Source organism: Tamaricihabitans halophyticus (genome assembly GCF_004340875.1).
GTDB classification, from domain to species: domain Bacteria; phylum Actinomycetota; class Actinomycetes; order Mycobacteriales; family Pseudonocardiaceae; genus Tamaricihabitans; species Tamaricihabitans halophyticus.
The window spans coordinates 1-26525 of record NZ_SLXQ01000009.1; the positions used below are offsets into that span (position 1 = coordinate 1).

Annotated in this window: 28 protein-coding genes; 10 read left to right on the top strand and 18 right to left on the bottom strand. The window is 67.0% G+C overall.

What is annotated here, in order from left to right:
* Window positions 1-319: 319 nt before the first annotated feature.
* Window positions 320-1135 (bottom strand): S1 family peptidase, encoded by an 816-nt coding sequence (locus EV191_RS19130; protein ID WP_132878495.1) that lies wholly within the window; start codon window positions 1133-1135, stop codon window positions 320-322.
* 171 nt (window positions 1136-1306) lie between these two features.
* Between EV191_RS19130 and EV191_RS19135 the strand changes: the two genes are divergently transcribed.
* Both EV191_RS19135 and EV191_RS19140 read left to right on the top strand, forming a co-directional pair.
* Entirely contained in the window at window positions 1307-2170 is an 864-nt protein-coding gene (locus EV191_RS19135; RefSeq protein WP_243659063.1) for a M15 family metallopeptidase, read from the top strand.
* A 91-nt stretch (window positions 2171-2261) separates the two neighbouring features.
* On the top strand, window positions 2262-3674 hold the full coding sequence (locus tag EV191_RS19140; protein ID WP_132878496.1) for a mycothione reductase: 1413 nt from the start codon (window positions 2262-2264) through the stop codon (window positions 3672-3674).
* Here the strand turns inward: EV191_RS19140 and EV191_RS19145 are convergent.
* The 4 genes from EV191_RS19145 to EV191_RS19160 form a co-directional block, all read right to left on the bottom strand.
* Window positions 3658-5130, bottom strand: coding sequence for a cobyric acid synthase (locus EV191_RS19145; RefSeq protein WP_243659080.1), 1473 nt, complete (start codon window positions 5128-5130; stop codon window positions 3658-3660). The genes EV191_RS19140 and EV191_RS19145 overlap by 17 nt on opposite strands.
* Before the next feature lie 62 nt (window positions 5131-5192).
* On the bottom strand, window positions 5193-6050 hold the full coding sequence (gene map / locus EV191_RS19150; RefSeq protein WP_132878498.1) for a type I methionyl aminopeptidase: 858 nt from the start codon (window positions 6048-6050) through the stop codon (window positions 5193-5195).
* An 82-nt stretch (window positions 6051-6132) separates the two neighbouring features.
* The gene (locus EV191_RS19155; protein ID WP_243659064.1) at window positions 6133-7950 is read right to left on the bottom strand and encodes a penicillin-binding transpeptidase domain-containing protein; all 1818 of its coding nucleotides are present in this window, start codon (window positions 7948-7950) and stop codon (window positions 6133-6135) included.
* A 96-nt stretch (window positions 7951-8046) separates the two neighbouring features.
* A complete protein-coding gene (locus EV191_RS19160; protein ID WP_132878499.1) occupies window positions 8047-8892 on the bottom strand; it encodes a GNAT family N-acetyltransferase in 846 nt (281 codons plus the stop codon).
* A gap of 302 nt (window positions 8893-9194) precedes the next feature.
* On the opposite strand from EV191_RS19160, the gene EV191_RS19165 reads away from it, so the two are divergent.
* Window positions 9195-9644, top strand: coding sequence for a DUF6918 family protein (locus EV191_RS19165; RefSeq protein ID WP_132878500.1), 450 nt, complete (start codon window positions 9195-9197; stop codon window positions 9642-9644).
* A gap of 156 nt (window positions 9645-9800) precedes the next feature.
* On the opposite strand, the gene EV191_RS19170 is transcribed toward EV191_RS19165, so the two are convergent.
* From EV191_RS19170 to EV191_RS19190, 5 genes are read right to left on the bottom strand one after another with little or no spacing between them, the layout of a single operon-like run.
* Window positions 9801-10679: an AraC family transcriptional regulator gene (locus EV191_RS19170; RefSeq protein ID WP_132878501.1), complete on the bottom strand. Its 879-nt coding sequence runs from the start codon at window positions 10677-10679 to the stop codon at window positions 9801-9803.
* A 27-nt stretch (window positions 10680-10706) separates the two neighbouring features.
* Complete coding sequence (locus tag EV191_RS19175; RefSeq protein WP_132878502.1) at window positions 10707-11597, bottom strand: ABC transporter substrate-binding protein; 891 nt, start codon at window positions 11595-11597, stop codon at window positions 10707-10709.
* A complete protein-coding gene (locus EV191_RS19180) occupies window positions 11594-12286 on the bottom strand; it encodes an ABC transporter permease (RefSeq protein ID WP_132878704.1) in 693 nt (230 codons plus the stop codon). The genes EV191_RS19175 and EV191_RS19180 overlap by 4 nt, the downstream gene beginning before the upstream one ends.
* A gap of 13 nt (window positions 12287-12299) precedes the next feature.
* On the bottom strand, window positions 12300-13004 hold the full coding sequence (locus EV191_RS19185; RefSeq protein WP_132878503.1) for an ABC transporter permease: 705 nt from the start codon (window positions 13002-13004) through the stop codon (window positions 12300-12302).
* Window positions 13004-14086: an ABC transporter ATP-binding protein gene (locus EV191_RS19190; RefSeq protein WP_132878504.1), complete on the bottom strand. Its 1083-nt coding sequence runs from the start codon at window positions 14084-14086 to the stop codon at window positions 13004-13006. Before EV191_RS19190 ends, EV191_RS19185 begins: the two co-directional genes overlap by 1 nt.
* A 265-nt stretch (window positions 14087-14351) precedes the next feature.
* On the opposite strand from EV191_RS19190, the gene EV191_RS19195 reads away from it, so the two are divergent.
* Entirely contained in the window at window positions 14352-15908 is a 1557-nt protein-coding gene (locus EV191_RS19195) for a bis-aminopropyl spermidine synthase family protein (protein ID WP_132878505.1), read from the top strand.
* A gap of 12 nt (window positions 15909-15920) precedes the next feature.
* On the opposite strand, the gene EV191_RS19200 is transcribed toward EV191_RS19195, so the two are convergent.
* Window positions 15921-17096: an NAD(P)-dependent malic enzyme gene (locus tag EV191_RS19200; RefSeq protein WP_132878705.1), complete on the bottom strand. Its 1176-nt coding sequence runs from the start codon at window positions 17094-17096 to the stop codon at window positions 15921-15923.
* Between the two features lie 321 nt (window positions 17097-17417).
* Between EV191_RS19200 and EV191_RS19205 the strand changes: the two genes are divergently transcribed.
* On the top strand, window positions 17418-18017 hold the full coding sequence (locus tag EV191_RS19205) for a dTDP-4-dehydrorhamnose 3,5-epimerase family protein (protein ID WP_132878506.1): 600 nt from the start codon (window positions 17418-17420) through the stop codon (window positions 18015-18017).
* Here EV191_RS19205 and EV191_RS19210 read toward each other — a convergent pair.
* Window positions 18006-19223 carry an endonuclease/exonuclease/phosphatase family protein gene (locus EV191_RS19210; RefSeq protein WP_132878507.1) on the bottom strand — a complete coding sequence of 406 codons (1218 nt, stop codon included), beginning with the start codon at window positions 19221-19223 and terminating at the stop codon, window positions 18006-18008. The two genes, EV191_RS19205 and EV191_RS19210, sit on opposite strands and share 12 nt — an antisense overlap.
* A gap of 193 nt (window positions 19224-19416) precedes the next feature.
* Window positions 19417-19746 carry a S24 family peptidase gene (locus tag EV191_RS19215; protein ID WP_243659065.1) on the bottom strand — a complete coding sequence of 110 codons (330 nt, stop codon included), beginning with the start codon at window positions 19744-19746 and terminating at the stop codon, window positions 19417-19419.
* A 94-nt stretch (window positions 19747-19840) separates the two neighbouring features.
* Between EV191_RS19215 and sodN the strand changes: the two genes are divergently transcribed.
* From sodN to EV191_RS19230, 3 genes are all read left to right on the top strand, one after another.
* The gene (gene sodN, locus EV191_RS19220) at window positions 19841-20248 is read left to right on the top strand and encodes a superoxide dismutase, Ni (protein WP_132878509.1); all 408 of its coding nucleotides are present in this window, start codon (window positions 19841-19843) and stop codon (window positions 20246-20248) included.
* Window positions 20249-20363: 115 nt separating this feature from the next.
* Window positions 20364-21728 carry a TetR/AcrR family transcriptional regulator gene (locus EV191_RS19225; protein ID WP_132878510.1) on the top strand — a complete coding sequence of 455 codons (1365 nt, stop codon included), beginning with the start codon at window positions 20364-20366 and terminating at the stop codon, window positions 21726-21728.
* Between the two features lie 79 nt (window positions 21729-21807).
* Window positions 21808-23160 carry a TetR/AcrR family transcriptional regulator gene (locus tag EV191_RS19230; RefSeq protein WP_132878511.1) on the top strand — a complete coding sequence of 451 codons (1353 nt, stop codon included), beginning with the start codon at window positions 21808-21810 and terminating at the stop codon, window positions 23158-23160.
* 7 nt (window positions 23161-23167) lie between these two features.
* On the opposite strand, the gene EV191_RS19235 is transcribed toward EV191_RS19230, so the two are convergent.
* A complete protein-coding gene (locus EV191_RS19235) occupies window positions 23168-23638 on the bottom strand; it encodes a hotdog fold domain-containing protein (protein WP_132878512.1) in 471 nt (156 codons plus the stop codon).
* 69 nt (window positions 23639-23707) lie between these two features.
* Between EV191_RS19235 and EV191_RS19240 the strand changes: the two genes are divergently transcribed.
* Window positions 23708-24208 carry a GNAT family N-acetyltransferase gene (locus EV191_RS19240; protein WP_132878513.1) on the top strand — a complete coding sequence of 167 codons (501 nt, stop codon included), beginning with the start codon at window positions 23708-23710 and terminating at the stop codon, window positions 24206-24208.
* Window positions 24209-24253: 45 nt separating this feature from the next.
* Here the strand turns inward: EV191_RS19240 and EV191_RS19245 are convergent, their stop codons facing one another.
* From EV191_RS19245 to EV191_RS19255, 3 genes are read right to left on the bottom strand one after another with little or no spacing between them, the layout of a single operon-like run.
* A complete protein-coding gene (locus tag EV191_RS19245) occupies window positions 24254-24685 on the bottom strand; it encodes a nitroreductase family deazaflavin-dependent oxidoreductase (protein WP_132878514.1) in 432 nt (143 codons plus the stop codon).
* 36 nt (window positions 24686-24721) lie between these two features.
* Window positions 24722-24901, bottom strand: a complete 180-nt coding sequence (locus EV191_RS19250; RefSeq protein ID WP_132878515.1) for a DUF397 domain-containing protein — start codon at window positions 24899-24901, stop codon at window positions 24722-24724.
* On the bottom strand, window positions 24901-25737 hold the full coding sequence (locus EV191_RS19255; protein ID WP_132878516.1) for a helix-turn-helix domain-containing protein: 837 nt from the start codon (window positions 25735-25737) through the stop codon (window positions 24901-24903). Before EV191_RS19255 ends, EV191_RS19250 begins: the two co-directional genes overlap by 1 nt.
* A gap of 108 nt (window positions 25738-25845) precedes the next feature.
* On the opposite strand from EV191_RS19255, the gene EV191_RS19260 reads away from it, so the two are divergent.
* A complete protein-coding gene (locus tag EV191_RS19260; protein ID WP_132878517.1) occupies window positions 25846-26085 on the top strand; it encodes a hypothetical protein in 240 nt (79 codons plus the stop codon).
* Here EV191_RS19260 and EV191_RS19265 read toward each other — a convergent pair.
* Entirely contained in the window at window positions 26054-26452 is a 399-nt protein-coding gene (locus tag EV191_RS19265; protein ID WP_243659066.1) for a hypothetical protein, read from the bottom strand. The genes EV191_RS19260 and EV191_RS19265 overlap by 32 nt on opposite strands.
* Between the last annotated feature and the right edge of the window lie 73 nt (window positions 26453-26525).

Genomic DNA, 26525 nt, shown 5'->3' on the forward strand with positions numbered 1-26525 from the left:
CGGCATCTGGCACAACTGGGCCACGGGCGTCACCAGCAAACGATCACTGACCGCCTACGACCACTAACACCGACCTCACGGAATTAACCATCTAGTGTCCTGAGTCGGGGGTTCGTTAGCGGATTTCGGTGATCCAGGTGGATGCATCGCAAGGCGGAGGTGGGGGTGCCCCCGCCGTGAGGTGGGGGAGAGGTCATAGCAGCGCTATGGCCGACGACGCTCCCCTACTGTGGCCGCCAAGCGTGCCACAGCGGGGGCCCAACGCAGCGAGGCGCCGCCTGGGCCCGAAAGATGCCACTCATACTTCTGGCTCAGGACACTAGCCGCGCAGCTGGTCGTTGATCTCCTGCTGGTAGTTGCTCACCCGGGTGTACACGCCGGGGCTGCCCGGCCGCGCGCAACCCTCGCCCCAGGAGACGATGCCGATCAGCCGGTCGCCGGCGATCAGCGGACCACCGGAGTCACCCTGGCAGGCGTCGATACCACCCTCCGGGTAGCCGGCGCACACCATCGATTCGGCGTCGAAATCGCGGTAGGAGGCCGCGCAGTCCTCGTCGCTGAGCACCGGAACGGTCGCGCTGCGCAGGTAGCGCGATTCCTCGCCGCCTTCCGAGGTGCGCCCCCAGCCGAGCACGGTGGCTTCGGTGCCCTGGGCGTACAGCTCGGCGTCGCGGTCGGTGGCGGCGTCCATGGTGCGGTACGGCAACGAACGGTTCAGGGTGAGTACGCCGATATCGGCGCCACTGTTCGGTCGGGTGAAGTCCGGATGGGTCCACACCTCGGCGACGCTGGCCGTATGGCCGTCCGACGCCTGCTTGTCGTCCCTGCCGCCGACCACGCGCAGCTGGTCCTGGGGCAGCGCCTCGGCGCAGTGCGCGGCGGTGAGCACGCGATCCGGGGCGATCAGCGTGCCGCCACAGAACTGCTGGCCCTGCTCGTCGGCGAGGTAGACCGCGAACGGGTAGGCGCTCACCGAACTCTGCTCGCCACCGACGATGCGCGGTTCGGCGCTCGACGACGGGGTGCTCTCCGGCGGCTCGGACGCGGCGGCGGCCTGGCCAACCGCGGACAGTGCGAACAGGCCGCCCGCGGCCGTAGCGGTGATCGTGCGCAGTACGGGTAGGCGCTTGCCCATCCCGCTCTCCCTTCGGCTGGCTTGCTGGACGTCCACGCGCGGCGCGGGGCGAGTTACTCGCCGGAATGACCCTATGCGGCGAGCACGCCCGCCGGCTGTCGCTGGATCGTGTGCACTTCCCGCCGTTGGGTGTCGCACGGTCGGGTTCGGCACCGTGTCACGCTGGACGGTATGCCTCGCCGGGGATTCGCGCACACCCTGCTCATCGCCGTGTGCATGGTGCTCACCGTCGCGGCCTGCGCCAATCCGGGTCCGCCGGTGTCGCCGAGCGACCCCACCCGAAACGGTGACACACCGCGATCAACGAGCGACACTACGGTAACCACACCGGAACCGAGCCCGAGCTGGCGGGTGGGTGCCAGCCCACTGCCGCGCCGGCCGGACGGTCTTGGCGAGATCCAGCCAACACCGCCTGAGCTGACCGAACGGCGGTTACCCACCAACGACGTACTCGCCCCTCCGGAGGACGGCCGGTACGCGGCGCGCATCCAGCGGGTGCCGGACCAGGTGCTGGCGCGCAGCACCTGGTCGACGGGTTGCCCGGTCGGCCGCGCCCAGCTGCGGTACCTGACGATGTCCTTCTGGGGCTTCGATGGCCGCCCGCACACCGGGGAGATGCTGGTACACGAGCGGGTCGCGAACCAACTGACCGAGGTGTTCCAGCGGTTGTACGCGGCTCGGTTCCCGATCGAGGAGATGCGGGTGGTGCGGGCGTCCGAACTGGATGCGCCACCTACCGGGGATGGCAACAACACCACCGCTTTTGTCTGCCGTCCAACCACCGGCGAGCAGGGTTGGTCGGCGCATGCCTATGGTCTGGCGATCGACCTGAACCCGTTCCAGAATCCGTACACCAGCAGCGATATCGTGCTTCCCGAGCTCGCTTCCTCCTATGTGGACAGAACATGGCGCAGGCCGGGCATGCTGCGAGCTGGTGACGCCGCGGTGTCGGCTTTTCAGCGAATCGCGTGGACATGGGGCGCTATCTGGCGCGATCCACGTGACATCATGCACTTTTCCGCGACAGGGAATTAGCTGCGGCCTCGGCGGGGTTATCGCGATGAGCGAGAATGCGGTATGACGGCGTTACGAACGGGTCCACGGGGCTGATTGGGAGACTGGCTGGATGGGTGAGACGCACGCGGCGAACAACCATTTCGATCTGGTGATCGTCGGCACTGGTTCCGGCAACTCGATTCTGGACGAGCGGTTCGCCGGGCAGCGGGTCGCGATCGTGGAAAAGGGCGTATTCGGCGGGACCTGCCTGAATGTCGGGTGTATTCCGACGAAGATGTTCGTGCACACCGCCGATCTGGCCGCCACCCCGGCTTCGGCTGCCAGGCTGGGTGTGGACGAGACGCTGGACGGGGTGCGGTGGCCGGAGATCAGGGACCGGATTTTCGGCCGGATCGATCCGATCGCCTCGGGTGGCCGCGATTACCGGATCAACCACCCGGACAACGCGCATGTCACGGTTTTCGAAGGACTCGCGAGCTTCACCGGGCACAAAACCCTGTCGATCAGCCCGAACGACGGCGGTCCCGCGACGGAGATCACCGCCGATCAGTTCGTGCTGGCCGCCGGCAGCCGCGCGGTGCTCCCGGATGTCGACGGGCTGGCCGATGTGGATTACCACACCAGCGACACGATCATGCGGCTGGATGAGCTGCCGAACCGGATGATCATTCTGGGCAGCGGGTTCATCGCGGCCGAGTTCGCGCACGTGTTCTCTTCCTTCGGTGTCGACGTGACGCTGATCGCGCGCTCCGGTGCCCTGCTGCGCGGCGAGGACGCCGCGGTCAGCGAACGCTTCACCGAGGTGGCCACGCGGCGCTGGGATGTCCGGTTGAACCGGAATACGGTGCGCGCGGAAAGCGACTCCCGGACGGTCCGCCTGCACCTGGAAGGTCCGGATGGCCCGGAAACGGTGACCGGCGAGGTCCTACTGGTGGCGGTTGGTCGCACGCCGAACGGCGATCTGCTCGATGTCACGAAAACCGACGTGTCCGTTGTGGATGGTGGATACGTCGGTGTGGACGAGTACCAGCGGACGAACGTGCCGGGTATCTGGGCGCTCGGCGATGTCAGCTCGCCGTACGAACTCAAGCATGTGGCCAACCATGAGCAGCGCACGGTGCAGCACAACCTGCTCAACCCGGACGATCTGGTCGCCGCCGATCACCGGTTCGTACCGCATGCGGTGTTCACCGCGCCACAGATCGCGGCGGTGGGGCTGACCGAACGGGAAGCCGTGCGGCGCGGGGTGCGCTATGTGACGGCCACCCAGGATTACGCGGATATCGCCTACGGCTGGGCGATGGAGGACAACACCGGGTTCGTGAAGCTGCTCGCCGATCCGGACACCGGTCTCCTGCTTGGCGCGCATGTGATCGGGCCGCAGGCGCCCACGGTGATCCAGCCGCTGATCCAGGCGATGAGCTTCGATCTGGACGCCAAGCGGATGGCTCGTGGGCAGTACTGGATCCACCCCGCCATGCCGGAGGTCGTGGAGAACGCGCTGCTCAAGCTCGATCTGTAGGCGGTGTAACTCGCACGGCCGGCAGGTTCGGCGGCCGTGTGGCGTCCAGCAGCCGCCAGATGGCGTCGGTATCCAGGTGTTCGGCGACCAGATCGCCGAGTAGGTCCAGCTGGGCGCCGCGGGCCGCCGCGAAATCGGTGTCTGGCGCGCCGGTGTAGCCGTCGCGGCCCGCCGTGTTGGCTGCCCAGGTGAGCAGGGCCCTGCGAAACGCGTTGTTCTCCAGCAGCCCGTGCCAGTGGGTGCCGATGACCCCTCCGGCGACGGCACCTTCGGGCTCGCCGTTGTCCTCGGTCAGCAACGGCTCGAGTGCGTCCGGCCGGCGGGAGACGGTGCCGTGGTGAATCTCGTAGCCATGCACCGGATTCCCCCACGCCATCCCTTGTGGACGGTTGAGCGTTTTCGTCGCGGCGAAGGTGATGTCCAGGTCGAGCAAACCGAGTCCGGGTACCGCGCCGGCGCCGGACTCCACCTCGTCCCAGATCTGGCTGGCGAGCATCTGGTAACCACCGCAGATGCCGACGACCGGCAGGCCACGGTGCGCGTGTCGGGTGATCGCCTCGGCGAGTCCGGTTTCGCGGAGCCAGCGCAGATCCGCCACGGTTGCCTTGGAGCCGGGCAGTACCACCAGATCCGTGTCAGTGAGCCGGGAGGGTTCGGCGACGAACCGGACCGCGACGCCCGGTTCACAGGCCAGCGCTTCCACGTCCGTCGCGTTGGAGATCCGCGGTAGCCTCGGCACGGCGACCCGCAGCCACTGCTCGCCGATCGGCGGCGCGGGGCTACCGATCACCCCGTCCGCCACATAGGACAGTGAGTCCTCCGCGTCCAGCCAGAGCTGGTCTGCCCACGGAAGCACGCCGTACACCGGCCGCCCCGTCATCTCCTTGATACTGTCCAAACCGGAATCCAGCAGCGCCGGGTCACCGCGGAACTTGTTGATCACGAACCCGGAAACCAGCGCCTGATCCGCGGGGTCGAGCAGCGCGAGGGTGCCGAAGAGTTGCGCGAACACGCCGCCCCTGTCGATGTCGCCGACCACGAGTACCGGCAGGCGCGCGGCGCGGGCGAGGCCCATGTTCGCGATATCCCTGGCACGCAGGTTGATCTCCGCCGGTGAGCCGGCGCCCTCGCAGAGCACCACGTCGTAGTCGGCGCGCAGCCCTTGCAGGGTGTCCAGCACGGTGCCGAGCAGCTGGTCCTTGTGCCCGGCGTAGGAGCGCGCGGTGACCTCGCCGGCTACCTTACCGAGCAGGACGAGCTGGGAGCTGCGCTCCCCGCCTGGCTTGAGCAGTACCGGGTTGAACCGCACGCTGGACTCGAGCCCCGCCGCGGCGGCCTGTACCGCCTGCGCCCTGCCGATCTCGCCGCCGTCCGGGGTGACGACCGAGTTGTTCGACATGTTCTGCGCCTTGAACGGCGCGACCCGCACTCCCTGCCGTGCCAGCCACCGGCACATTCCGGTGACCAGCACGCTTTTCCCCGCATCCGAGGTGGTGCCGGCGACAAGCAGCGCGCCACTCACGGCAGGGTCAGGATCTCCGCGCCGTCCTCGGTGACCACCAGGGTGTGCTCGAACTGCGCCGTCCAGCTCTTGTCCTTTGTGGTCACCGTCCAGCCGTCCGACCAGATGTCGTAGTCGATCCCGCCGAGCGTGATCATCGGCTCGATGGTGAACGTCATGCCGGGTTCGATGACCGTGTCCACGTCCGGGTCGTCGTAGTGCAGGATGACTAGTCCATTGTGGAATGATCGGCCGATGCCGTGCCCGGTGAAGTCCCTGACCACGCCGTAGTTGAACCGCTTCGCGTAGGCCTCGATGACCCTGCCGATCACGCTCAACGGCCGGCCCGGTTTGACCGCCTTGATCGCGCGCATCGTTGCCTCGTGAGTGCGCTCGACGAGCAGCCTGGCCGGTTCGCTGACCTCGCCCGCGAGGAAGGTCGCGTTGGTGTCCCCGTGCACGCCACCGAGGTAGGCGGTGACGTCGATGTTCACGATGTCGCCGTCGTCGATCACGGTGGAGTCCGGGATGCCGTGGCAGATCACCTCGTTCAGCGAGGTGCAGCAGGATTTCGGGAAGCCGCGGTAGCCGAGGGTGGAGGGGTAGGCGCCGTGGTCGCAGAGGAACTCGTGGATCACCGCGTCCACCTGGTCGGTGCTCGCCCCTGGCCGCACCGCTTTGCCGCCCTCGGCGAGAGCCTGCGCGGCAATCTTGCCGGAGGTGCGCATCGCCTCGATGATCTCGGGTGGCTGGGTGTACGGGTCGAGGTTGCGGGCGGGCGAGGCCTTGTCCACGTACTCGGGCCGCTCGATCGACGAGGGCACGGCTCGGCGCGGAGTCTGCTCACCTGCTGTGAGTGGGGCACGAACGGGCATGCCCACACACTACGACGCGCCTCCGGTGCGGCGCCGCACCACTAGCGGTGTGGTACCACCCACATGACCCAGTGTTGGCTGGTTAGCGCAGGCCGCGCAGGAAGTCTCCGGAGGTTTTGACCGCGGGCAGCGCGGTCCCGCCACCGACCACGAGTACCGCGAAGGCCAGGTCGTCCTGGTATCCGGCGAACCAGCCGTGTGACTGGCTGCCGTCGCCGAACTGGGCGGTGCCGGTTTTGCCTCGGACCCGAGGGACGTCGGAGAGTTCACCGGCCGTGCCCACGGTGACGACCTCGCGCATCATCTCGCGCAGCGCGGTCACCGTCTTGGTTGGCACCGGCTGGGCTGGCGAGTCGACTTCGGTTTTCTCGTCTGCCAGCAGTTTCGGGATGGGTCGTTCGCCTTCGGCGACGGTGGCCGCGGTGAGTGCCATGCCGAACGGGCTGGTCAGGATAGTGCCCTGGCCGAACCCGTTCTCCGCGCGTTCGACGACCTTCTCGGCGGCTGGTGCCGAGCCGGTGACCGTGGTCGCGCCGCGCAGCACGTAGTCCACGCCGATGCCGAACTGCTTGCCGGTGCGGGTCAGCGCGTCGGCGGTGAGGTCGGCGGAGACCTGCGCGAAGGTGGTGTTGCAGGATTTCGCCAGCGCGGTGTGCAGCGGGACGGTGCCGAGGTCGAACAGGTCGTTGTTCGGGATCCGGCGGTTGTCGATCACGGTGGTACTGGGGCAGTCCACCTGGCTGTTGGCGGTGTAGTCGCCGGACTGGAGCGCGGCCGCGGCGGTGATGATCTTGAACGTGGAGCCTGGTGGGTAGCGGCCGGTCAGCGCGATGGCGCCCTGCTTGTTGGCTGGTTCGTTCTGCGCGACGGCGACGATATCGCCGGTGGATGGCTGGATCGCGACCAGCGCGGCCGGTTCGTCGAGTTTGCCGAGGGCCGCTTCGGCCGCCTGCTGTTCGGGCAGCCCGAGTGTGCTGTGTACGGCTTGGGCCGGGTTGCCTTCGGCGGCGTGCAGCTGGTCTATTTCGGTGCCGGTGTCGTCGACGATGACCACGCGCCAGCCGGGGCTGCCGGTGAGCTCGTCGGCCAGCTCGTCCTGTAGGCCGCCGAGGATCTGTGGGCCGAGGTCGGATGTGGCGGGCAGTAGTTTGCTCTGGGTGCTGAAGCGCAGCCCGGAGAGGTTGTAGATGCGGGGTTTCACCCGCTGGTAGTCGGCTTCGCGCAGGGTCGCGACGAGGTACTCGGAGGTGGCCTCGCGGGCGCCGTCCAGGATGCCCCTGGTGGTGATCTGCGCGTCCAGTGGGTTCAGCGCCTCGGCGAGGCCGGTGGCGGTACCGCGCAGGTCGTTGGTCTTGCGCCGATCGAGCAGTACGGAAACGACCGTTTCCGGGCCGATCAGCACGCGTCCCTCGCGGTCCAGTACGGGGGCGATTTCGGGTGGATCGTCGCGCACCAGGATGCGTTGCTGTTCGCCCAGCCTGGGGTGCACGGTGGAGGGGTTCCACAGCACCCGCCAGTCACCCGAGCCGGCTTGTTGCGGGGTGAACAGGTTGATCGTGCTTTCGTAGTTCCAGACCCGGCCGTCGCCGAGGTTCCAGCTGATGGCGAATTGCACGCGGCCACGGTCGGCGCCGGGGTTGGCGTCGACCCGCTGGATTCTGGTTGTCACCTTTTCCGGGTCCAGCGTGTCCCGCACGCTGTCCATGGTCTGTTTCGCGAATTCAGCCGAATCGGTGAGGTTCGCGGCGGCGCGGGTATCACCTTCGGCGAAGGCGGTCAGGAAATCCGCGGCGATGTCCCTGGCGCTGGGGCCACCGAAGACCCCACAGCCGGCGAGGGTGCCGGCAAGTACGCAGGCGAGTAGCAGCCCGCCGATTCGTCGGTACCGCGATAGCCGCACATCGCGCAGTATGCCCGGTGTCGCGGCCAGGGCCGCGCTGAAACGCCGCGACTGCCGGCTGTCCTTGAAGAACGCGGTCGCCGAGCGTGCGCGGGGCTAGAACAGGATGGTGGCGTAGGAGCCGGCGCGCTGGAAGCCGATCTTCTGGTAGGCGGCGAGCGCGGGCGCGTTGTAGGCGTTCACGTAGAGGCTCGCGGCGCGGTTGAGCCGAACGACCAGGTGGTTGACCACGGCGGCGGTGCCGGCGGTGCCGAGGCCTTGCCCGCGGTGCGCGGGGTGCACCCACACACCCTGGATCTGGCCGACCTTGCTGGACAGTGCGCCGATCTCGGCCTTGAACACCAGTTCGCCGTGTTCGTAGCGCGCGAAGGCGCGCCCGCTAGAGATCAGTTCGGCGACCCGTGCCCGGTAGCCGACACCACCGTCGCCGGCGCAGGGGTCGATGCCGACCTCCTCGATGAACATGGCGATGGCGGCGGGCAGGTAGGCGTCCAGTTCCTCGATCCGGACCTGCCGGACCAGCGAGTCGGCGGGGACTCGCGCACGACGTGTGGTGGCCAGTACCGGCTGCTCGGCCCGTACTTCCCTGGCCGGTCCCCATTCCGGTTCGAGCGCCTCCCACAGGCCGATGACCTGTTCGGCCGGACCAACCAGCGAGGAGCAGATCCGGCGCCGCCGTAGCGCCCGGTCGGCGAAACCGCGAATAACCGTCTGGTTACCGGATAACGGGATCAGGTTCGGCCCGGAAAAGCACAGTCCGGCAACTTTTCCACCGCGGGTGTCGACGCCCCAGAGTTCCCCGCCAAGGCGCGTGGGAGCCAGTCCGGCGGCTTCCACCCTGGCCCCGACCATGCAGGTGCCCACGGGGTCCGCGGCAAGCGCGGCATGCACCGCTGCGGAGTCCCGTTCGTCGAGTAGCCGTGCGCCGGCGAGCCGCAACACGGTAACCAGAGTGCCAGATCGAGGGCGGTTATGCCGAGCCGTAATAGATACCGCACGCTCCGTCGCCGCGTTCTAGCGCTCCCCCATGGCGGCCGCATCCGGCGCTTCTAATATGCTCACGGCCTCCCGAATTACCCCTATGAGGCCACACCGGGCCGATGTGCCAGCAGCGTAGGACTGTTTGTACGCGCCGAACACCTGGTCCGGGTTGACTTCAAGATCGGGCTGGTTGGACGGAGGCGTGCCGGTATCGGCAGGTCCGGCCAGTGTCACTCATTCAGCGCAAGAAAGGACAGGTATCGGTGGCTCAGGCTCTCGATCAGATTCTGCTTTCCGAAAGCAAGCGCCCGGAAGTTGTCACCGACTTTCAGAACTTGATCGACGAGGAGGTTTCCGGAAAGAAGGGTGTTTCCGGGCTCGCCGTCAAGGGTGTCTACGGCACCGTCAAGGCAGTCAAGTCGGGCATGATTCATGACGCGGTGGACAGCCTGCTCGATGATTTCGTGCAGCGGCTGCAGCCGTTCTACGCGGAGTACCAGACCGCTGGCGGTGGCACCCCGCTCAGCGAGTACCTTTCCGGCCGCGGCGATGAGGTTGCCGACGCGCTGCTGGGTGTTACCGATGAGCGCGCCGGTAATTCGCAGCGCAAGAGCGTGAAGAACGGCTACGAGAAGCTGCGTCCGCAGGCGAAGAAGCACGTCGAGGAGGCGGTCCCGCAGATCGGATCGCTCATCGAGAAGCACACCGCTTGATCGCGACCGCGGTGGTGATCCCGCCGCGGGCAGCGCTCTGTGGGGCGGCGTCGGGGTAACCCGATGCCGCCCCATTTTTTTGCGCGCCGGTTTTTGCGCGCCGGCCGCCCAAACGCGTTTAGCGTGCTGAACGCGATCAATCGCCTGGTCAGCGGGTTAAGCGGCCGGTTGGGTTTCGGGTTCGCCCTCTACCGGTCGCAGGTAGGGGCGTTCCTCGGCGAGCCAGATGCCGGGTGCGCAGCCGGCGAGCGAGCGCCATTCGTTGGTCATATGTGCTTGGTCGTGGAAGCCGCAGTCCGCGGCGATATCGGCGAGTACCGGTTGCGGGGCCCGCAACAGCTGGGTGCGGCTGTGTTCGAAGCGCAGCACCCTGGCGAGTTGTTTGGGTGTGAGACCGAAGTGGTCGCGAAAGCGTGCGGCGAAGTGCCGGCGGCTCCAGCCGATCTCGTCGGCGAGCTGGGTGACGGCGAGGACGCCGCGGTGCCGGCGTAGGCGTTGCCATGCCCAGTCGATTTCCGCCGCGGCGGGTCGGCCGCCGCTCGGCCCTGCTTCGACGGCGGCGCGCAGGGTTTCGTCGAGGATCGCGAAGCGGTTCGACCAGTTGGTCGCCGCGGCGAGTCGGTCCGGCAGCGCGCGCATCCAGTTGCCTGGCAGTTCGTTGAGTTCGATCACTGAGCGGGTGAGTTCGGCGGCTGGCAGCCCGAGGAGCTGGTGTGCGGTGAGGGGGTGTAGTTCGAGTTGGACACCGCGCTGTAGCCGGTGCTGTTCAATGAGGACCGGGGTGTGGTGCAGCCCGCCGAGGCAACTGTCGTAGCCGTTGGCCGGTCGGCTGTGGTCCGGCAGGCCGCGGAACCGGATCGGTTCGGCAAGGCTGATGACCAGTGTGAGGTATCTGCTTGGCAGTCCTCTGTGCACGCTCAGCGGAATGTTGTCCTGGTGGTATCCGATGTAGCGGTGCACCAGGTGGCGAAGCGCGGGGTGCGGCGCACGCAGCGCGAACTGCGTGTCTGCTGATGGGTATCCCCCTGCGGCCACGGTTCGACTGTACGCCGCCGGCGGTACTCAGATCAGGTTGTGTTCGCGGAGGAAGTCGTCCGCGATCTCGGCTGGGTTGCGCTTTTCCAGGGTGAACTGGTCGTTGAGCCGGGTGAGTTCGTTGGTGCTGAGCGCGGCCGACACGTCGTTGAGTGCGCGCCGTTCGGCTGGGGTGAGGGCGCCGGCGGCGGCGAGCGGAACGATGTTCTGTGCTGGATACATGTGTTTGGGGTCTTCGAGTTCGACGAAGTTGTTGGCTTCGATCACCGATGAGGTGCTGAACAGGTTGGCTACCTGCACGTCGCCGTCGCGTAGCGCGGCGACGGTGACGGGACCGCCGGTGTCGGTGGTCTGGATCTGCTTGAACTCGCAGCCGTAGAGCTCTTTGATCTGTGCTTCCCAGCGTTCGGCCCATTCGCCGGCGCCGCCGAAGACGAACTCGGCGCAGCGCGGGCCGAGATCGGCGATGGAGCGAATGCCTTGCCGGGCGGTTTCCTGCCGCACTACGAGTACGTCGGTGTTCTGCGCGGGCGATTGGTCGAGTACTTCGAAGCCGTTCGGCAGGGTTTCTTCGAGTTCCGCGTAGACCTCGTCCTGCGTGGTGACGCTGCTGTCCGGGTTGAAGTAGCGCAGCAGGTTGCCGCTGTATTCGGGGACGACGCTCAGCGATTTGTCTCGGAGCGCTTGGGCGACGACTTCCCTGCTGCCGACGGGTGGTGAGACCGTCACGTTGTCCGCTCCGGCGTTGCGCAGCGCGCCCGCGTAGATCTCGGCGAGCAGCAGGTTCTCGCCGACGTCGGAGGCGCCGATGATGATCTCGCCGTCCGGGCCGCCTTCACCGCCGCCCTGTAGTGGGTTTCCGCAGGCGCTGAGCAGCAGTGCGAATGCGGCGAGGAGTGCGGGGATGAACCGTTTCATGGGTGGGTACCTCCGGCGGCCGCGCCACGTGCGGCGACGCGTAGTCCTTGGGGCACCACGATCCTGCTGAGTAGCGCGAAGACCAGGTCGAGCAGGACCGCGAGCAGCGCGGTGAGTAACGCGCCGCCCGCGACGGCGCTGTAGTCGAGGATCTTGAGCCCGTCCAGTAGGAAGCGGCCGAGGCCGTCCAGCCCGACGTAGGCGGCGACGGCGACGGTGGCGACGAGTTGCAGTACCGCGTTGCGGATGCCGCCCATGATCAGTGGGAGCGCGACCGGCACCTCGACTTGCCAGAGCCGTTGCCGGCCGGTCATTCCCATGCCGACGGCCGCGTCCACGACGACGCGGTCCGCTTCGGACACGCCGGCGTAGGTTCCGGCGAGGATGGGCGGGATGGCGAGCACGACGAGGCCGATGATCGCGGCCGCTTCGGCGCCACTGATCAGCAGGAACAGGAAGGTGACCAGGCCGAGGGTGGGCAGCGAGCGGATCGCGTTGCTGGCGCCGACGAGTAGTACGCCGCCGCGTCCACTGTGGCCGACGAACAGCCCGAGTGGGATGGCGATGGCCGCCGCGATGAGTAGCGAGATGAGGGTGAATTCCACATGTGCGAGCAGCTGTGCGGGGATTCCGCCGCTGCCGCGCCAGTTGGCTCCGTCGCCAAACCAGCTGATCAGGTCGCCAAGCACTGTGCCCTGCCTTTCAGATGGCTCCGCCACGACTGTCGGCTGGCTCCGCCGCGGCCGGTTGTCCGCTGGCGCGCTGCCATGGGGTGAGTGCCCGGCGCAGCGCGACGAGCAGTAGGTCGACGACGAAGGCAAGTACCACGGTGAGCACGATGCCGACGATGATCGGCGCGTAGTACTCCCGTTGGAAGCCGTCGGTGAACAGCACGCCGAGCCCGCCGGTTCCGATCAGCGCGCCGACGCTGACCAGGCTGATGTTGCTGACCGAGCCGACTCGGACGCCGGCGGCGAGTACGGGTACCGCGAGTGGCAGTTCGACCGCGACGAACCGGCGGATTGGCCGGTAGCCCATCGCGGTGGCCGCCGCGATCACGTGGCTGGGTACCGCGTCCAGCGCGTCGACGACCGGGCGGACCAGCAGCGCGGTGGTGTAGACGGTGAGCGCGACGATGACGTTCGCGCTGTCCAGGATTTTGGTGCCGATGATGCTTGGCACGAGCAGGAACAGGGCCAGCGAGGGGATGGTGAACAGGAGGTTGGCCAATACCAGTGCGACGGCGCGGACTGGCCGCCAGCGTTGGGCCGCCCAGCCGATGCAGATGGCGAGCACGATGCCGCAGACGAGTGGCACGAGCGCGAGGTAGATGTGGTCGCCGAGCGCGACGAGTACCTGGTCTCGGTTGTAGGGGCTGCCGAGGAAGTCGAGGAGCTCTTGCCACATCAGCCGGCGCTCCCCCGGTTGATGACCTCGAGTACGGTTTCGGCGCTGACTACCCCGAGGTAGGCGCCGGTGTCGTCGACGACGACACCCTGGCCGGCTGGGGAGGACAGCGCGGCGTCCAGCGCGCCGCGTAGTGAGCTGCCGTGCCCGTGTAGTGAGCCGCCGGCGTGCAGGTCGCCTTCGCGTAGTGCGGCGCTCGGCGCGCTGCCTGGGCTTCGCCAGCCGCGCGGCTGGCGTTGCTCGTTGAGGGCGAGCACCCATTCCGAGCCGGTGGCTTCGACTGGTGCGCCGATGGTCACGGTCGGCACCTGGCTCAGCGTCAGTCCGGTGGAGTCCAGGAAGGACAGCCCTCGGTAGCCGCGATCCTTGCCGACGAAGTTGGCGACGAAGTCGTCGGCGGGGTCGCGCAGTACATCGGCTGGCGAACCGTACTGGGCGAGCAGCCCGCCGGTGCGGAACACGGCTACTTTCTCGCCGATCCGGACCGCTTCGTCGATATCGTGGGTGACGAACACGACCGTCTTGTCCAGCTCGTCCTGTAGCCGCAGGAGTTCGTCCTGGAGGCCTTCGCGGACGACTGGGTCGACGGCGCTGAACGGTTCGTCCATCAGCAGGACGGGTGGGTCGGCGGCGAGCGCGCGGGCCACGCCGACGCGTTGTTGTTGCCCGCCGGAGAGCTGTGCCGGATAGCGTTTGCCGAGTTCGGCTGGCAGGCCAACGAGCTCGAGTAGTTCGCCGGCCCTGGCGCGGGCTTTGGCGCGGGTCCAGCCGGAGAGCAGTGGCACGGTGGCGATGTTGTCCAGCAGGTTGCGGTGCGGGAACAGGCCGGCTTGTTGGATGACGTATCCGATGCCGCGGCGCAGTACTGCCGGGTGTGGGGTGCGGATGTCCTCGCCGCCGACCAGGATGGTGCCGGAGCTGGGCTCGACCATCCGGTTGACCATCCGCAGTGAGGTGGTTTTACCGCAGCCGGAGGGCCCGACGAATACGGTGATGGTGCCTTCTTCGACGGACAGGGACAGCTCGTCCACCGCGGTCGTCCCGTCGGGGAACCGCTTCGTCACGGCCTGGAATTCGATCACGCCGGGACCTCCAGCTGACCCGACGGCCACTTGCCGGCCGCCGCACGAGGTCCCGACCCTAGCGTGTGGGTACGACAGGTCGCACCAGTTCTCGAAATCTGGTTTGTCGGTGTTTACGGTGGTACCGCGCGTGAGGTGGTCACGAGGTTGCCGTCGGGCTGGTGCGCGGTTCCCGTGCAGGGTGGCCGGCTGGCGAGTGGCGCACGGACTCTAGGCTGGACGTATTGTGCGCGTAGATGAATCCTCGGAGTCTCCTAGCCAGCGGATGGCTGACTACCTCGCGTTGTTCGGAGTGGACAGTCGGAAACCACGGCGGGTGCTGGAACTGCTGTGTTCTGGGTGGTATTCCATCGATGAGCTGATTGCGGGTACGGCGGTACCGCACCGTACGGTGCGGGAGATCGTGGAGCTGCTTGGTGAGCGGTTGGTGTGGCGCGCCGATCGGTGTCAGCTCGCCGAGCGGTACCGGTCGGATTACCTGTCGCTGTTCGAGGGGCGGGCTGGTGCCGGTTTCGAGCCGGCTGAGCTGCTTGCGCGGTTGACCGAGGCGATCGCGAATGTGCCGGCCGCCTTGGCTGTACTGGATCATGTCCCTGCCACTCCGGAAAGCGTGTTACGCCGGGCGCAGTGGCTTGACCAGCGGTTCGACTTGTCCGGCGCGCGGATCCTGTGTCTCGGCGATCATGATCTGACCTCGGTCGCGTTGCGGATGCTGCGCCCCGATGTGCATCTCACCGTGGTCGATGTGGACGACCGCCTCCTAGGATATTTGGAAGGGATCTTCCCGCGAGGTCAATGGCCCGTTGGTACCGGCGAGCCGATTCGCACGCTGCACGCGGATTTCCGGCTGGGTCTGCCGCCTTCGGTGCTGGCTGATGTGGATCTGGTGTTCACCGATCCGCCGTACACTCCGGACGGTATCGAGCTGTTCCTGCGCCGCGGCATGGAAAGCCTGCGTGATCCACACGCGGGCCGGGTGGTGCTCGCTTACGGCTACAGCGCGCGCACCCCGACGCTCGGCTGGCAGGTGCAGCGCGCGATCGTGGACCTCGGCCTGCTGATCGAGGAGCTGGTGCCGGACTTCGACCGCTACCGGGGCGCGCCGGCGATCGGGAGCGCCAGTGATCTCCACGTGTGCCGGCCAGCCGGAAAGCCCGCGAAACGTGGCAGGGCGAAGCGCGCGATCTACACGCATGGCGCACAGTCCGTGGAGGCCGCGACCGAAGCGCCGACCGAGGTTCGCGCCCGGTTCCGCGAGTTGGTCGACGCGGCGGAACAACTCCGCGGCCCCGACTGGGACCGCGCGCGGCAGGCGACGCCGCTTGCCGTCTACGACCTCACCGCGGACCCCGGCGCCTGGCTGGCCCGCACCCTGTTGGCCAGCAACGCCGAGCGGGTGGCGGTGTTACTGCGCAACGATCATCCCGATCTGGCGACCGGAACGGCGCAGCGGGCGATCGCCGAGCTGCTGGACGGCAAGTACACCCTGCGGCCGCACCGCAGTACTCCGGATGCGCGGCACGCGATCCTGTATGCCGACCGCGTGGCGCACACCGAACTGGCCCCGCAGGAGCGCGTGCTGCGCGAGGTACTGGATCGGGCGCACGGCAAACTCGGCAACACCTGGCCGGAGGCGCTGGCCACGGTATGCGGCCAGCATCGCAAAACCGCGCGCGAAGCTGTTCAACAGGCGATCGCCGAGCGCCACCCGCCCGCGGTACTGGACGCCCGGCTGATCGATCTGTCGATCCCGCGCATCCGGCAGTTGCGCGGGATCATCGCCACGACGGCCAGCACAGCACCCGGTGACCGCGTCCTTTAGGGATCTTGCGGGTCAGGCCGACTCGTCGTGCGCGGCCTTCTCCACGGCTGCGGACACGGCTGGCGCGACACGTGGGTCCAGCGCGCTCGGCACGATCCGCTCCGGATGCAGATCCTCCGCCGCCACCTGGAAAATCGCGTCCGCGGCGGCCAGCTTCATCCGGTCGCTGATCTTTCGCGCGCCAGCGTCCAGTGCACCGCGGAATACTCCGGGGAAGGCAAGCACGTTGTTGATCTGGTTCGGGAAATCACTGCGTCCGGTGGCGACCACCCTGGCGTACCGCGCGGCGACCTCCGGGTGGATCTCCGGGTCCGGATTGGACAGTGCGAACACGATCGCGCCGGAATGCATGGTGGCCAGTTCGGCCTCGGTGATCGTGGAACCAGACAGTCCGATGAAGACATCCGCGCCGGCGAGCGCGTCTTCGAGACCGCCGCGCAGCCCAGAGGCGTTGGTCTCCGCCGCGAGCTGTTCCTTGATCGCGTTCAGGCCGGCGCGGCCCGGGTGGATGATGCCCTTCGAGTCGAGCATGGTCACCTCGCCCACCCCGGCGTTACGCAGAATGCGCGCGCAGGCCACGCCGGCGGCGCCGGCCCCGGAGATCACCACGCGCAGCTGGTTCATCTCCCTGCCTTCCACGGCGAGCGCGCCGCGCAGCGCGGCGAGCACCACGATCGCCGTGCCGTGCTGATCGTCGTGCATCACCGGGCAGTCGAGCGCTTCGATGACCCGCTCCTCCAGCTCGAAGCAGCGCGGCGCCGAGATGTCCTCCAGGTTCACCGCGCCGAACGAGGGGCGCAGCCGAACCAGCGTTTCCACGATCTCGTCCACATCGTTGGTGTTGAGCACCAGTGGAATGGAGTTCAGCCCAGCGAAACTCCGGAACAGCGCGGACTTGCCCTCCATCACCGGAAGTGACGCGCTCGCGCCGATGTCGCCGAGGCCGAGCACCGCGCTACCGTCGCTGACTACCGCAACCACGCGATGCGCCCAGGTGTAGCGCTCGGCGAGCGCCGGCTCGGCCGCGATCGCCCTGCTTACCTTCGCCACGCCCGGGGTGTACGCGATGGACAGATCCCGCTGGTTCGCGATCTGCCGCGGTACCTCGACCGAGAGCTTGCCGCCCTCGTGTCCGCTGAACACATCTTCGTCGGTGACCTGGTTGTTGGCTTCGTTGCTCACGGTAATGATCGTGTCCTCAAGTAGGGCTCGCGGTTCATACGGACATCTCGGCACGGTCCGGCGGGGTCACACCGGGTGCTCGGATGTCGTGGTGACGACGCCGGGCATGATGACTCCGGGCAGTACGTGTCCGCCGTATCGCGGTGGCGGTACCGGCACGGACCAGACTGTTGCCCTTCAGTGTCGCAGGCAACCAACCCCGTGTCTGCGGTGGGGATCACATCACCGGCGACTTCTTCGCAGGTCAACGGCCACTTCTCAAGACGTCCGTCCGGTTTGCTTTGCCTTGTTGCGGTGCGCGTGAGCACGTTCACTAGGGTGCTCGCCGTGCGCACACGACAGCTGGCCATCGAGGGCGTCTTCGAGTTCATCCCGACCGCGTATCCGGATCATCGGGGTTTGTTCGTCGCGCCGTTTCACGAGTCGGCCTTTCGCGAGGCGGTGGGTCACCCGTTGCGGTTAGCGCAAACGAACCACAGTGTCTCCCGCCAAGGCACGATTCGCGGCGTACATTTCGCCGACACTCCGCCAGGGCAGGCCAAGTACGTGTACTGCCCGCGCGGCGCCTTGCTCGATGTGGTTGTCGATATCCGGATCGGTTCGCCGACGTTCGGCGCGTGGGACGCGGTGCGGTTGGATGCCGAAGAGTTCCACGCCGTCTACATCCCGGAGGGGCTCGGGCACGCCTTCATCGCGCTCGAAGACGACACCGCGCTCGCCTATTTCTGTTCGACCAGCTACAACCCGTCGGCCGAACACGGCATCTCTCCACTGGACACCCGGCTCGGCTTGCCCTGGCCGGACGACATCCCGCATATCTTGTCCGAAAAGGACACCAATGCGCCCAGTCTCGCGGAAGCGGAAGCAGCAGGACTGCTGCCCAAATACGTGGACTGCCTCGCCTGGTACGAGCAGCTACGTAACTAGCAGGTCAGTCCACACCAGACGGTGATCACTCGCCTCGGTGAGCCGCGCCAGCTCGTCCTCGGCACGCGGCCAGAACACTCCCGCGCGCTTTGGCAGCAGGGGCAGCGACGGCAGCACGTAGTCGACGCGCAGGTTGCCCGGCTCCTCGTCGCTGAAGTCCGCCGTATCCAGACCCGGGTCACCACGATGCGTCTCGTTCGCCCCACCCTGTAGCTCGCTGGCCTCGGGCCCGCCCGCGCTGCGCGGCCGTGGGTCGATCACCCGGTGCGCACGGAGTACCTGGTTGGCCGCGGCGTCCACACTGTCGCCGTCCAGCGGATCGGCGTTGAGGTCGCCGGCGATCACGAACCTGGCGCCCGGCGGCAGACCGCCACGGTTGCCCACGTCGTCGTAGATGTAGCCACCGCGCGCGGGGTGTACGTAGTCCGCCCAGAAGCGGATCTCGTCGTGATTACGCTTACCGTTGCGGTCCTCGGGACCGTCGAAACTCGGCGGCGTGGGATGCGCGGCGAGCAGGTGCACCGTGCGCTTGCCGAGCTTGATCGGCACGTCCCAGTGCGATTTGGAGGACAGTCGGAGGTCGGCGAGCGCGTCCGGCGAGTACCAGTCCGCCGGCTCCGGCGTGTCCGGGTTATCCGGCAGCAGCGCGCCCGGCATGTCTTGCCAGCGGAACTGCTGGAACGTGCGCACGGCGTCCGTGTCGATCGGGTACTTGGACAACACGACCATGCCGTACTGACCGGGGAACTCGCCAAAGCCGAAGGCGTCGTCCGGGCCGCCGATCACGCCGTCGTTGTTCAGGTCGTGCCCGGATGGCACACCGGTATTGACCGGCGCGGTGTAGTGGTACGGGTATTCGATCGGCGCGGCGTCGTGTTGACCGCGCGCGAGATAGTTGTCGCGGAAACCGTCCAGCGCGGCGCCACTCTGGTCGTAGTCGAACTCGTTGAGCAGCACCACGTCCGGCCGGGTGCGCTGCAGCACTTCGGCGATCATGCTGGCCTGCGCGTTGTCCGGGGTGGCCAGCTCAGCTGCCAGCTGTCCCTGCTCGGCGCGGTTGAGCGAGGTGTTGTAGGTGGCGAACCGGACGCCGCCGGCGCCGCTCGCGGTCTCGGACGCGAACGTCTCGCTGGCCTGGGCGGCCGGCGCGAGGCTGGCTAGCAGCACAAACGCCCCGGCGACGACGGCGATGCGGTGGCCGCGCATGGGTTCCCCTCTCCGTGTTGCGCCGCCAGCCTAGCGGGCACACGGTTGCGCTCGGAGCACGTTCAGCGGGCTAACTGTTGAACTCGACGTGCGTTCAGCGGGCTAACCGTTGATTCTGGAACGCGATCAGCGGGCTAACCGCGGTATTTAGCGTGCACAAGTAATTCGCGATCAGCGGGCTAAACGTTGATATTCAGGACGCGGGTGGCTTTGTGCCCGGGCGAAACCGCCTCGGGGCTGGCCACAGGCGCGCGGGGATGACCGCGAGCACCGTGGCCGGCCCGAGCTCGCGCGAATCGGTGGAGGCGTACGGGTTGTCCCCGTGCACCGTCCACCCGCCCGGCTCCCTAGCTGCCACCCGCTTGACCGACAGCTGGCCGGGCCGGCCTGACCAGCTGACCAGCACCACGCTGCCGGGTCGCGGCGTCAACCACGGACAGGCGAGCACCACATCGCCATCCCGCAGCGCGGGCACCATCGACGGCCCACGGACCACCACCCTGCGCGGGAACCACCGTCCCATCCTGGCCACCGACCACCTCCAGCTGCTTCCGTGATGATCGCAGGGGTAAGGTCGGGCCTGTCGGAGCATTCACAATTTCAGCCAGGGAGGAACGATGCGACTGCTGTCGCGGCTATTCCGTCCGCGCCTGGAAGCCACCGCCCATTGCGACCTTCCGTGCGGCGTGTACGACCCCGCGCAAGCTCGGATCGAGGCCGAGTCGGTCAAGGCGATCCAGCAGAAATACCAGGACAACGAGGACCCCGAGTTCCGCACCCGGGCGATCCTGATCGCCGAACAGCGCTCGGAGCTCGTCAAGCATCACCTCTGGGTGCTGTGGACGGATTACTTCAAGCCGCCGCACTTCGAGAAGTACCCGCAGCTGCACGAGCTGGTGAACAAGGCCACCAAGGCCGCGGGCGCCACCGGCACGAAGGGTTCGATGGACCCGGCGACCGGTCAGCAGCTGCTGGACTACATCGCGGAGATTGACAAGATCTTCTGGGAGACCAAGCAGGGCTGACAGCCAGGCCATACAAGCGGCGCTGACCAGCGGAAACAACTTCCGTTGGCAGCGCCGTACTTGTTTGCGCGGCAACAACGTGGCCGAAACCCCGCACGCCGGTTACCTTTCAACTATGTCGGCCAGCCGAGCCCCGAGGAGCTTACGCACCGACGCGCGACGCAACCGAGACGCGCTGGTAGCGGCCGCACGCGCGGAATTCACCAAACACGGGCTACACGTCACCGACGAACGCATCGCCCGCAGCGCCGGGGTCGGCACAGCCACCCTCCGCCGACACTTCCGCCATCGCGGCGCACTGATCGACGAGATCTACCTTCCCCGGATGGAAGCCGAGATCGAACTACTCGAGCAGAGCCTGCAAGAAACCGACTGGGAGCAGGTCTTCGAGAGGTTCCTAACCGAATGCCTCGACCGCCTGGGCGACGATCCCACCAGCGGTGACCTGCTCGTGACACCGATGCCAACGGCGGTCCGGGTCGAAGCAGCCAAACAGCGCATCCACCGACTACTGGCCCACCAGATCACCAGATACCAGGAGGCGGGCTACTTGCGCGCCGACCTGACGATCGCCGACATCACGCTGCACGCGCTCGCGGTCATGCACGTCGCGGTGCAGACCCACGACATCGCGCCAAACGCACATCGTCGGTATGCCGAGCTGAGCGCGGACGCCTGCCGCGCAACCGATGCACCCGAACTCGACACACCTCCCATGACAATTGAGCAGCTACATCGGGTGCTGACGCGGGAGGGAGACCAGCGATGGCAACGGCGTCGGCTACCGCCGACCGGCGACCCTGGAACAACCGAGCGCCCAAGCAACCACGCGCCGGGAAACATTGCCAGTCGCAACCGGCAAGCCCTACTACTGGCCGCCAAGACCGAGTTCTCGGCAGTGGGACTACGCGCCCCACTCGAGGACATCGCGAAACGGGCTGGCGTGGGCATCGGGACCCTCTACCGGCATTTCCCCACCCGGTTGTCGCTGATCGACGCGCTCTACCTACGCACGCTGGAGGAACGCAACGCCTTCCTGGACGACTCGCTCGCGATGCCCAACGCGCTGGAGGGTCTCAGATCCTACATCGGCCGGTCCATTGAGCAGCTCACGGACGACATCGCTGCCCGCGATCTGATCGCCGCGGACCCACCGCCGGGTACCCGCAGCGCGCACGCGAAGGAGCTGTTCCGGGCGAAGATGACCGAACTACTCGGCAAAGGCCAGCGGCAGGGCTCGATACGCGGAGACTTCACCCTGGGCGATCTGGTCATGTACGGACTTGCCTTCACCCACGTCAGGTGGGAGACACGGGATTGCGCGCCCGATGCCTGGCGCCGATTCAACGACATGCTGATCGAGGCGCTGCGCCCCGAGCGGGCACATGAGCTCACCGGTCCAGTACTGACCAACGAGCAGTCGCTCGAGCTGGCCCAGCACAGAGCCCGCACCGGCTGGAGCGCGCGGACTCATCGCTGAGGCCACGACAGATCGGTGCTCGGTCGACGTGCGCAGCCACGACGTGGCCGAAATCCCGCACGCGGGTTACCTTTCGAATATGCAGGTCAGTGGAGCGCCCAAAGGTTTGCGTACCGATGCGCGGCGCAACCGCGACGCATTACTGACGGCCGCACGCGCCGAGTTCGCCAAGCACGGGCTGTGGATCAGCGACGAGCGCATTGCCCGCAGCGCGGGCGTCGGCACAGCCACCCTGCGCCGGCACTTCCCCGACCGTGGCGCGCTGTTCGACGAGGTCTATCTCCCGGCTATGGAGGCCGAAGTCGACCTGCTCGAGCGCTCCCTGTGTGGGACGGGCCGGAAGGAAGACTTCAGTTGGTTTTTTGCGAACAGTCTCGATCGATTGACTGACAATCAGGTCAATGGTGACCTGCTGTTTACGCCGATGCCAACGGCCGTCCGGGTCGAAGCAGCCAAGAAACGCCTCCACCAGCTAATGGCTACCTACCTCAGGAGATGCCGGGACGCCGGCTACTTTCGCGCCGGCTTGACGATTCCCGACGTCGCCCTGTGCACGCTCGCGCATCGGCACGTCGTGGCGCAGACCAACGCTATCGCGCCGAACACCCACCGGAGATTTGCTCAGCTGATCATGGACGCATGCCGAGCGACCAGTGCGCCCGCGCTCGACACCCCACCCATGAACGACGAGCAGCTACGCCAGGTACTGATGCGGCGCGCCAAACAACGTTGGCAACTGCGTAAACAACCGTCCGCTGGCACCACCCGCTCCACCGAGCGGGCGAACAACCGAGAACACCGGGCCACCCGCAATCTGGCCAGCCGCAACCGGCAGGCGCTGTTGCTGGCAGCCAAAGCCGAATTCTCCGCGGTGGGTTTCCGGGCCTCGCTGGAGACCATCGCGAAACGAGCCGGCGTCGGCATCGGCACGCTCTACCGACACTTCCCCACCCGGGCAGATCTGATCGACGCGCTCTACCTGCGCACGTTGGAGGAGCGCAGCACCATGGTCGAGGAAGCTCTGGCGCTGCCCAACGCGATGGAAGGCCTCGCCTGGTACTTCATCCGGTCAAACGAACAACTCGCGGACGACATCTCGTCCCGCGACCTGGTCATCACCCAACTACCGGCAGGCACCGCCAGCGCCGAAGCCAAACAGCGACTCCGGCCGAAGGTGATCGAACTGCTCAGCAAGGGCCAGCGGGAAGGTTCGATTCGCGCTGACTTCACCCCTGGCGATGTGGCGTTGTACGGGCTCGGCATCACGCATGTGATGTGGGAGACCCGCGAGGCCGCGCCAGCTGCCTGGCGGCGCTTCTGCGCCATCATGATGGACGCGCTTCGCCCGGAACACGCGCATGAGCTCACCGGCCCCGCGATGACCTACGAGCAGCTGATCGAGCTGTCCGTACATCGCGCGCACAACTTCTGAAGCGCGGTCAGCGCTTCTTGGGCGTGACCCAGATGGTGATCTCGGCGCGAACCACCACGTTGTCCGCGGTATCCAGCAACCGCACCGGGACAACCAGTTCGGCTGGCTCGTCGAACTCGGGGATCTCATCCAGCTCGGCGAAGGCACGCAGCCGGGTTTTCGCCTTGGCCACATAGGACACCCGCATGCCCTTGGGCAGCCAACGATGCGTGCTGGGCACGGTCGCCTCGGCAAGCATGCCCATCGCGAGCTCCGCGAGATTGCAGGCGGCGATCGCGTGAAAGGTGCCGATGTGGTTGTGCACGCCCCACCACTTTGCTGCCCGCACCGCGCAGTACCCCGGCCGCAGCTCGGTGACCGTGGGCAACACGGAGCCGAAATAGGGCGCGCGCAGGCATACCGCGGCCGAGAACAGTCGCCGGCCGAACGGCAGCGACGTCAACCGCTGCCACATGGCCAACGTGCGGGTGGTGGTCATTCGGGCACCTCCAAGCCGTAGTTACTCACGAGTAGCGTACGGCATCCGGCGGTGTGACAGGATGCTCGCATGCCCGATTCCCGTATCCGTCCGGCGCGCCCGGATGACGTGCCCGCCGTGGTCGAACTCGTACACGCACTCGCCGATTACCAGGGCGCGGCGCATAAATGTCAGCTGACCGTGGAGCAGTTGAACGCCGCGTTGTTTGGCCCGAAGCCAGCCCTGTTCGGGTTCGTCGCGGTGGCGGATGATCAGGTCGCCGGAATGGCGCTGTGGTTCCTGAACTTCTCGACCTGGACGGGGACGCACGGGGTATATCTCGAGGATCTGTACGTACGCGATGATCATCGCGGTAGCGGGTTGGGCAAGGCACTGCTGGCTACGCTGGCCGAGGAATGCGTGCGCAATGGTTACCAGCGCATGGAGTGGTCGGTACTGGAGTGGAACACCCCGGCGATCAACGTGTACGACGCACTCGGGGCCGCGCCGGCCGAGGAAACGCTGCTCTATCGGCTCAGCGGCGACGCACTGTCTACCCTCGCTGGGAGCATCGCCCCCGCACTGCCCTGATCCGGAGCAGGCCGGCGATGGCCGAAGCCTCGCCGGCCACCCCAACTACTTCGGCTCGAGGACGAAAACCGGGATCTCCCGGTCGGTCTTCTCCTGGTACTCGGCATAGGACGGGTAGGCCGCGACGGCACGGTCCCACCATTGCGCGCGTTCCTCGCCGGCTACCTCACGTGCCACGTAGTCCTTGGTGACGGTGCCGTCCTGCAGCGCGAACTCGGGGTGCGCCTTGATGTTGTGATACCAGCTCGGGTTCTCCGGGGTGCCACCCTTGGAGGCAACCACCGCGTACCGGCCATCGTGTTCCACCCGCATCACCGGGGTGTAGCGCAGTTTGCCGGATTTCGCGCCGCGCAGCGTCAGTAGCACGATCGGCGAACCGAGCACCTGGATGCCTTCGGTGGTGCCGGTTTCGAGAATCCGCTTTGTCTGGTCCTGTACCCAGTCCACCGGGCTGAGTTCTGCCGTGTTTTCTGCCATGTGCTGGTACAACACACCACCCGCCGTGCGCATTCCCTAGCGCATCGCGATATCCCTCAGGAACGCGATCCAGGCGGGGCGGCTCAGCCGCAGCTGCCCGCCAGACCGGTTCTTGGTGTCCCGCACGCCGATATCCGCGACCCCCAGTCCAATCTCGACACACTCTTGATGGTTCGCGCTGTAACTGGACTTACGCCACCGATACGTCTCCGCCATTACCCTTTCTCCAATTTCGCTAGTACCGACCGAATGAACTCGGCGGAATCCGCCGGACTCAACGCTTCCTCGCCCACCACCCGAGCCGCCTGCCCGTACTCCGCGACATCCTCGTCGTTGTAGACGAAGGCTCCGGACCGATGGTGTTCCAAGTGGACGATGGTGTCGGCATCCGGGAACTCGTAGATGATGAACGGCCCCGCCAAGCCCGGATGCCAGCCGGTGCCGATCGGCACGATCCGCACGGTCACGTTCGCCGCTGGCCTGGTGAGGCTGCGCAACTGCTCGACCATCACCTGGGGACCGCCGATCACCTGGCGCAGCGCGGGTTCGCCGAGTAGCGCGGTGAACCGGACCCGGGACAGCACGTCCCGCCGCGCCAACCGCAGCGTCAGTTTGCCCTCCACCGCGCCGTAATCGGTGATTCCAGCGCCAATCACCGCACGCGCGTAGTCCGTGGTCTGCAACAAGCCCGGCACCAACCACGGCGACCAGTCGGTGATCGCGTTCGCGGTGCGCTCGCACTCCATCACGCCCGCGAGCTGCTGCGTCGCGCCCCGCACCCCGGCCACCAGCCAATCGGATTCCGAGGCCCGCCTGGCCAGCTCCAGAATCCGCTCCCGCTCCTCGTTGCGCACCCCGAGCACGGCAAGCAGCGAAGCCACGTCCTCGGTGTTCGGCGCGCGACGCCCGGTCTCCCAATGCGAGATGGTCGTGTACTGCACGTCGAGCTTGCTCGCGACATCGCGCTGGGTCAGCGAACTGCGCTCTCTGGCGGTGCGGAGCGCGGCGGACAGGGCCCGCGCTCGCGGCGAGATACCCGTGTTTACAGGCATGCGACAAACCTACCTCACGTAAACGTTCTGTGGCCATTGCTATACACAAAGTAAAGGCTCACCGTGTTCACGCAATACGAATCGAGTTACTCAATCGGAGGTATCGCGATGGCGCGCAAAAGCACCGCCGAGGAGATCGACCGCTGGCGGAAAGAGACCATCGCCTGGCTCGACCGCGACGGGCCCGACCTGGCCTTCTCCGTACGCATCGGGGTGATCTCGCTACGCATGGCCGCACTGGAACTGGCCGGCCGGTGGCACTGGAGGGTGGACGGGGCCGAGCAACATCGCCCGAAGTCCCCGCCGCCGGAGCTGCCTACTGGTCTTCGCTCATCTCTCCCTCAGTGATGCCCAACGACCAGGCTCGGCCAGCGGCGTTGAACACCAGGTACAGCACGACCCCGCAGAACGCCGCAAGCGGAAGGCCGTACTCCGGCTGACCGGACGGCCCGGTCGCGTACCAGGCGACGCCGCCAAGCAGGATCTGCACGACGACCGTTGGCGAGCGCGCGCCCCGCTTACCGAGCAGCAGACCGATGCCGCAGGCCAGCACGCCAGCGGTGAGCACCGCGAAGTAACCGGCTTCGCCGTAGACGTTGGTCCCCGGCCCACTCACCCCGCCGACCAGCAGCGCGATCACGAAAACCAGCCCAGCAAGCCCCTGCAAACTGACCAGAGCCCCGGCCAGTCGCACCGTACGAGGGGCGTCATCCACCTTGAGCACGCGAGCAATGACCTTTCTGGTGCGAGGACCGACCCGGCGGGAACTCTTGACTTTCGCGGTTGCG

Excerpts from the sequence above, each read along its gene's own strand:
- EV191_RS19130 (WP_132878495.1), bottom strand. The coding sequence starts at position 1,135 with ATGGGCAAGCGCCTACCCGTACTGCGCACGATCACCGCTACGGCCGCG.
- EV191_RS19135 (WP_243659063.1), top strand. The coding sequence starts at position 1,307 with ATGCCTCGCCGGGGATTCGCGCACACCCTGCTCATCGCCGTGTGCATG.
- EV191_RS19140 (WP_132878496.1), top strand. The coding sequence starts at position 2,262 with ATGGGTGAGACGCACGCGGCGAACAACCATTTCGATCTGGTGATCGTC.
- EV191_RS19145 (WP_243659080.1), bottom strand. The coding sequence starts at position 5,130 with ATGTGCCGGTGGCTGGCACGGCAGGGAGTGCGGGTCGCGCCGTTCAAG.
- map (WP_132878498.1), bottom strand. The coding sequence starts at position 6,050 with ATGCCCGTTCGTGCCCCACTCACAGCAGGTGAGCAGACTCCGCGCCGA.
- EV191_RS19175 (WP_132878502.1), bottom strand. The coding sequence starts at position 11,597 with ATGAAACGGTTCATCCCCGCACTCCTCGCCGCATTCGCACTGCTGCTC.
- EV191_RS19185 (WP_132878503.1), bottom strand. The coding sequence starts at position 13,004 with ATGTGGCAAGAGCTCCTCGACTTCCTCGGCAGCCCCTACAACCGAGAC.
- EV191_RS19195 (WP_132878505.1), top strand. The coding sequence starts at position 14,352 with ATGGCTGACTACCTCGCGTTGTTCGGAGTGGACAGTCGGAAACCACGG.
- EV191_RS19210 (WP_132878507.1), bottom strand. The coding sequence starts at position 19,223 with ATGCGCGGCCACCGCATCGCCGTCGTCGCCGGGGCGTTTGTGCTGCTA.
- EV191_RS19215 (WP_243659065.1), bottom strand. The coding sequence starts at position 19,746 with ATGGGACGGTGGTTCCCGCGCAGGGTGGTGGTCCGTGGGCCGTCGATG.
- sodN (WP_132878509.1), top strand. The coding sequence starts at position 19,841 with ATGCGACTGCTGTCGCGGCTATTCCGTCCGCGCCTGGAAGCCACCGCC.
- EV191_RS19225 (WP_132878510.1), top strand. The coding sequence starts at position 20,364 with ATGTCGGCCAGCCGAGCCCCGAGGAGCTTACGCACCGACGCGCGACGC.
- EV191_RS19230 (WP_132878511.1), top strand. The coding sequence starts at position 21,808 with ATGCAGGTCAGTGGAGCGCCCAAAGGTTTGCGTACCGATGCGCGGCGC.
- EV191_RS19235 (WP_132878512.1), bottom strand. The coding sequence starts at position 23,638 with ATGACCACCACCCGCACGTTGGCCATGTGGCAGCGGTTGACGTCGCTG.
- EV191_RS19240 (WP_132878513.1), top strand. The coding sequence starts at position 23,708 with ATGCCCGATTCCCGTATCCGTCCGGCGCGCCCGGATGACGTGCCCGCC.
- EV191_RS19245 (WP_132878514.1), bottom strand. The coding sequence starts at position 24,685 with ATGGCAGAAAACACGGCAGAACTCAGCCCGGTGGACTGGGTACAGGAC.
- EV191_RS19250 (WP_132878515.1), bottom strand. The coding sequence starts at position 24,901 with ATGGCGGAGACGTATCGGTGGCGTAAGTCCAGTTACAGCGCGAACCAT.
- EV191_RS19255 (WP_132878516.1), bottom strand. The coding sequence starts at position 25,737 with ATGCCTGTAAACACGGGTATCTCGCCGCGAGCGCGGGCCCTGTCCGCC.
- EV191_RS19260 (WP_132878517.1), top strand. The coding sequence starts at position 25,846 with ATGGCGCGCAAAAGCACCGCCGAGGAGATCGACCGCTGGCGGAAAGAG.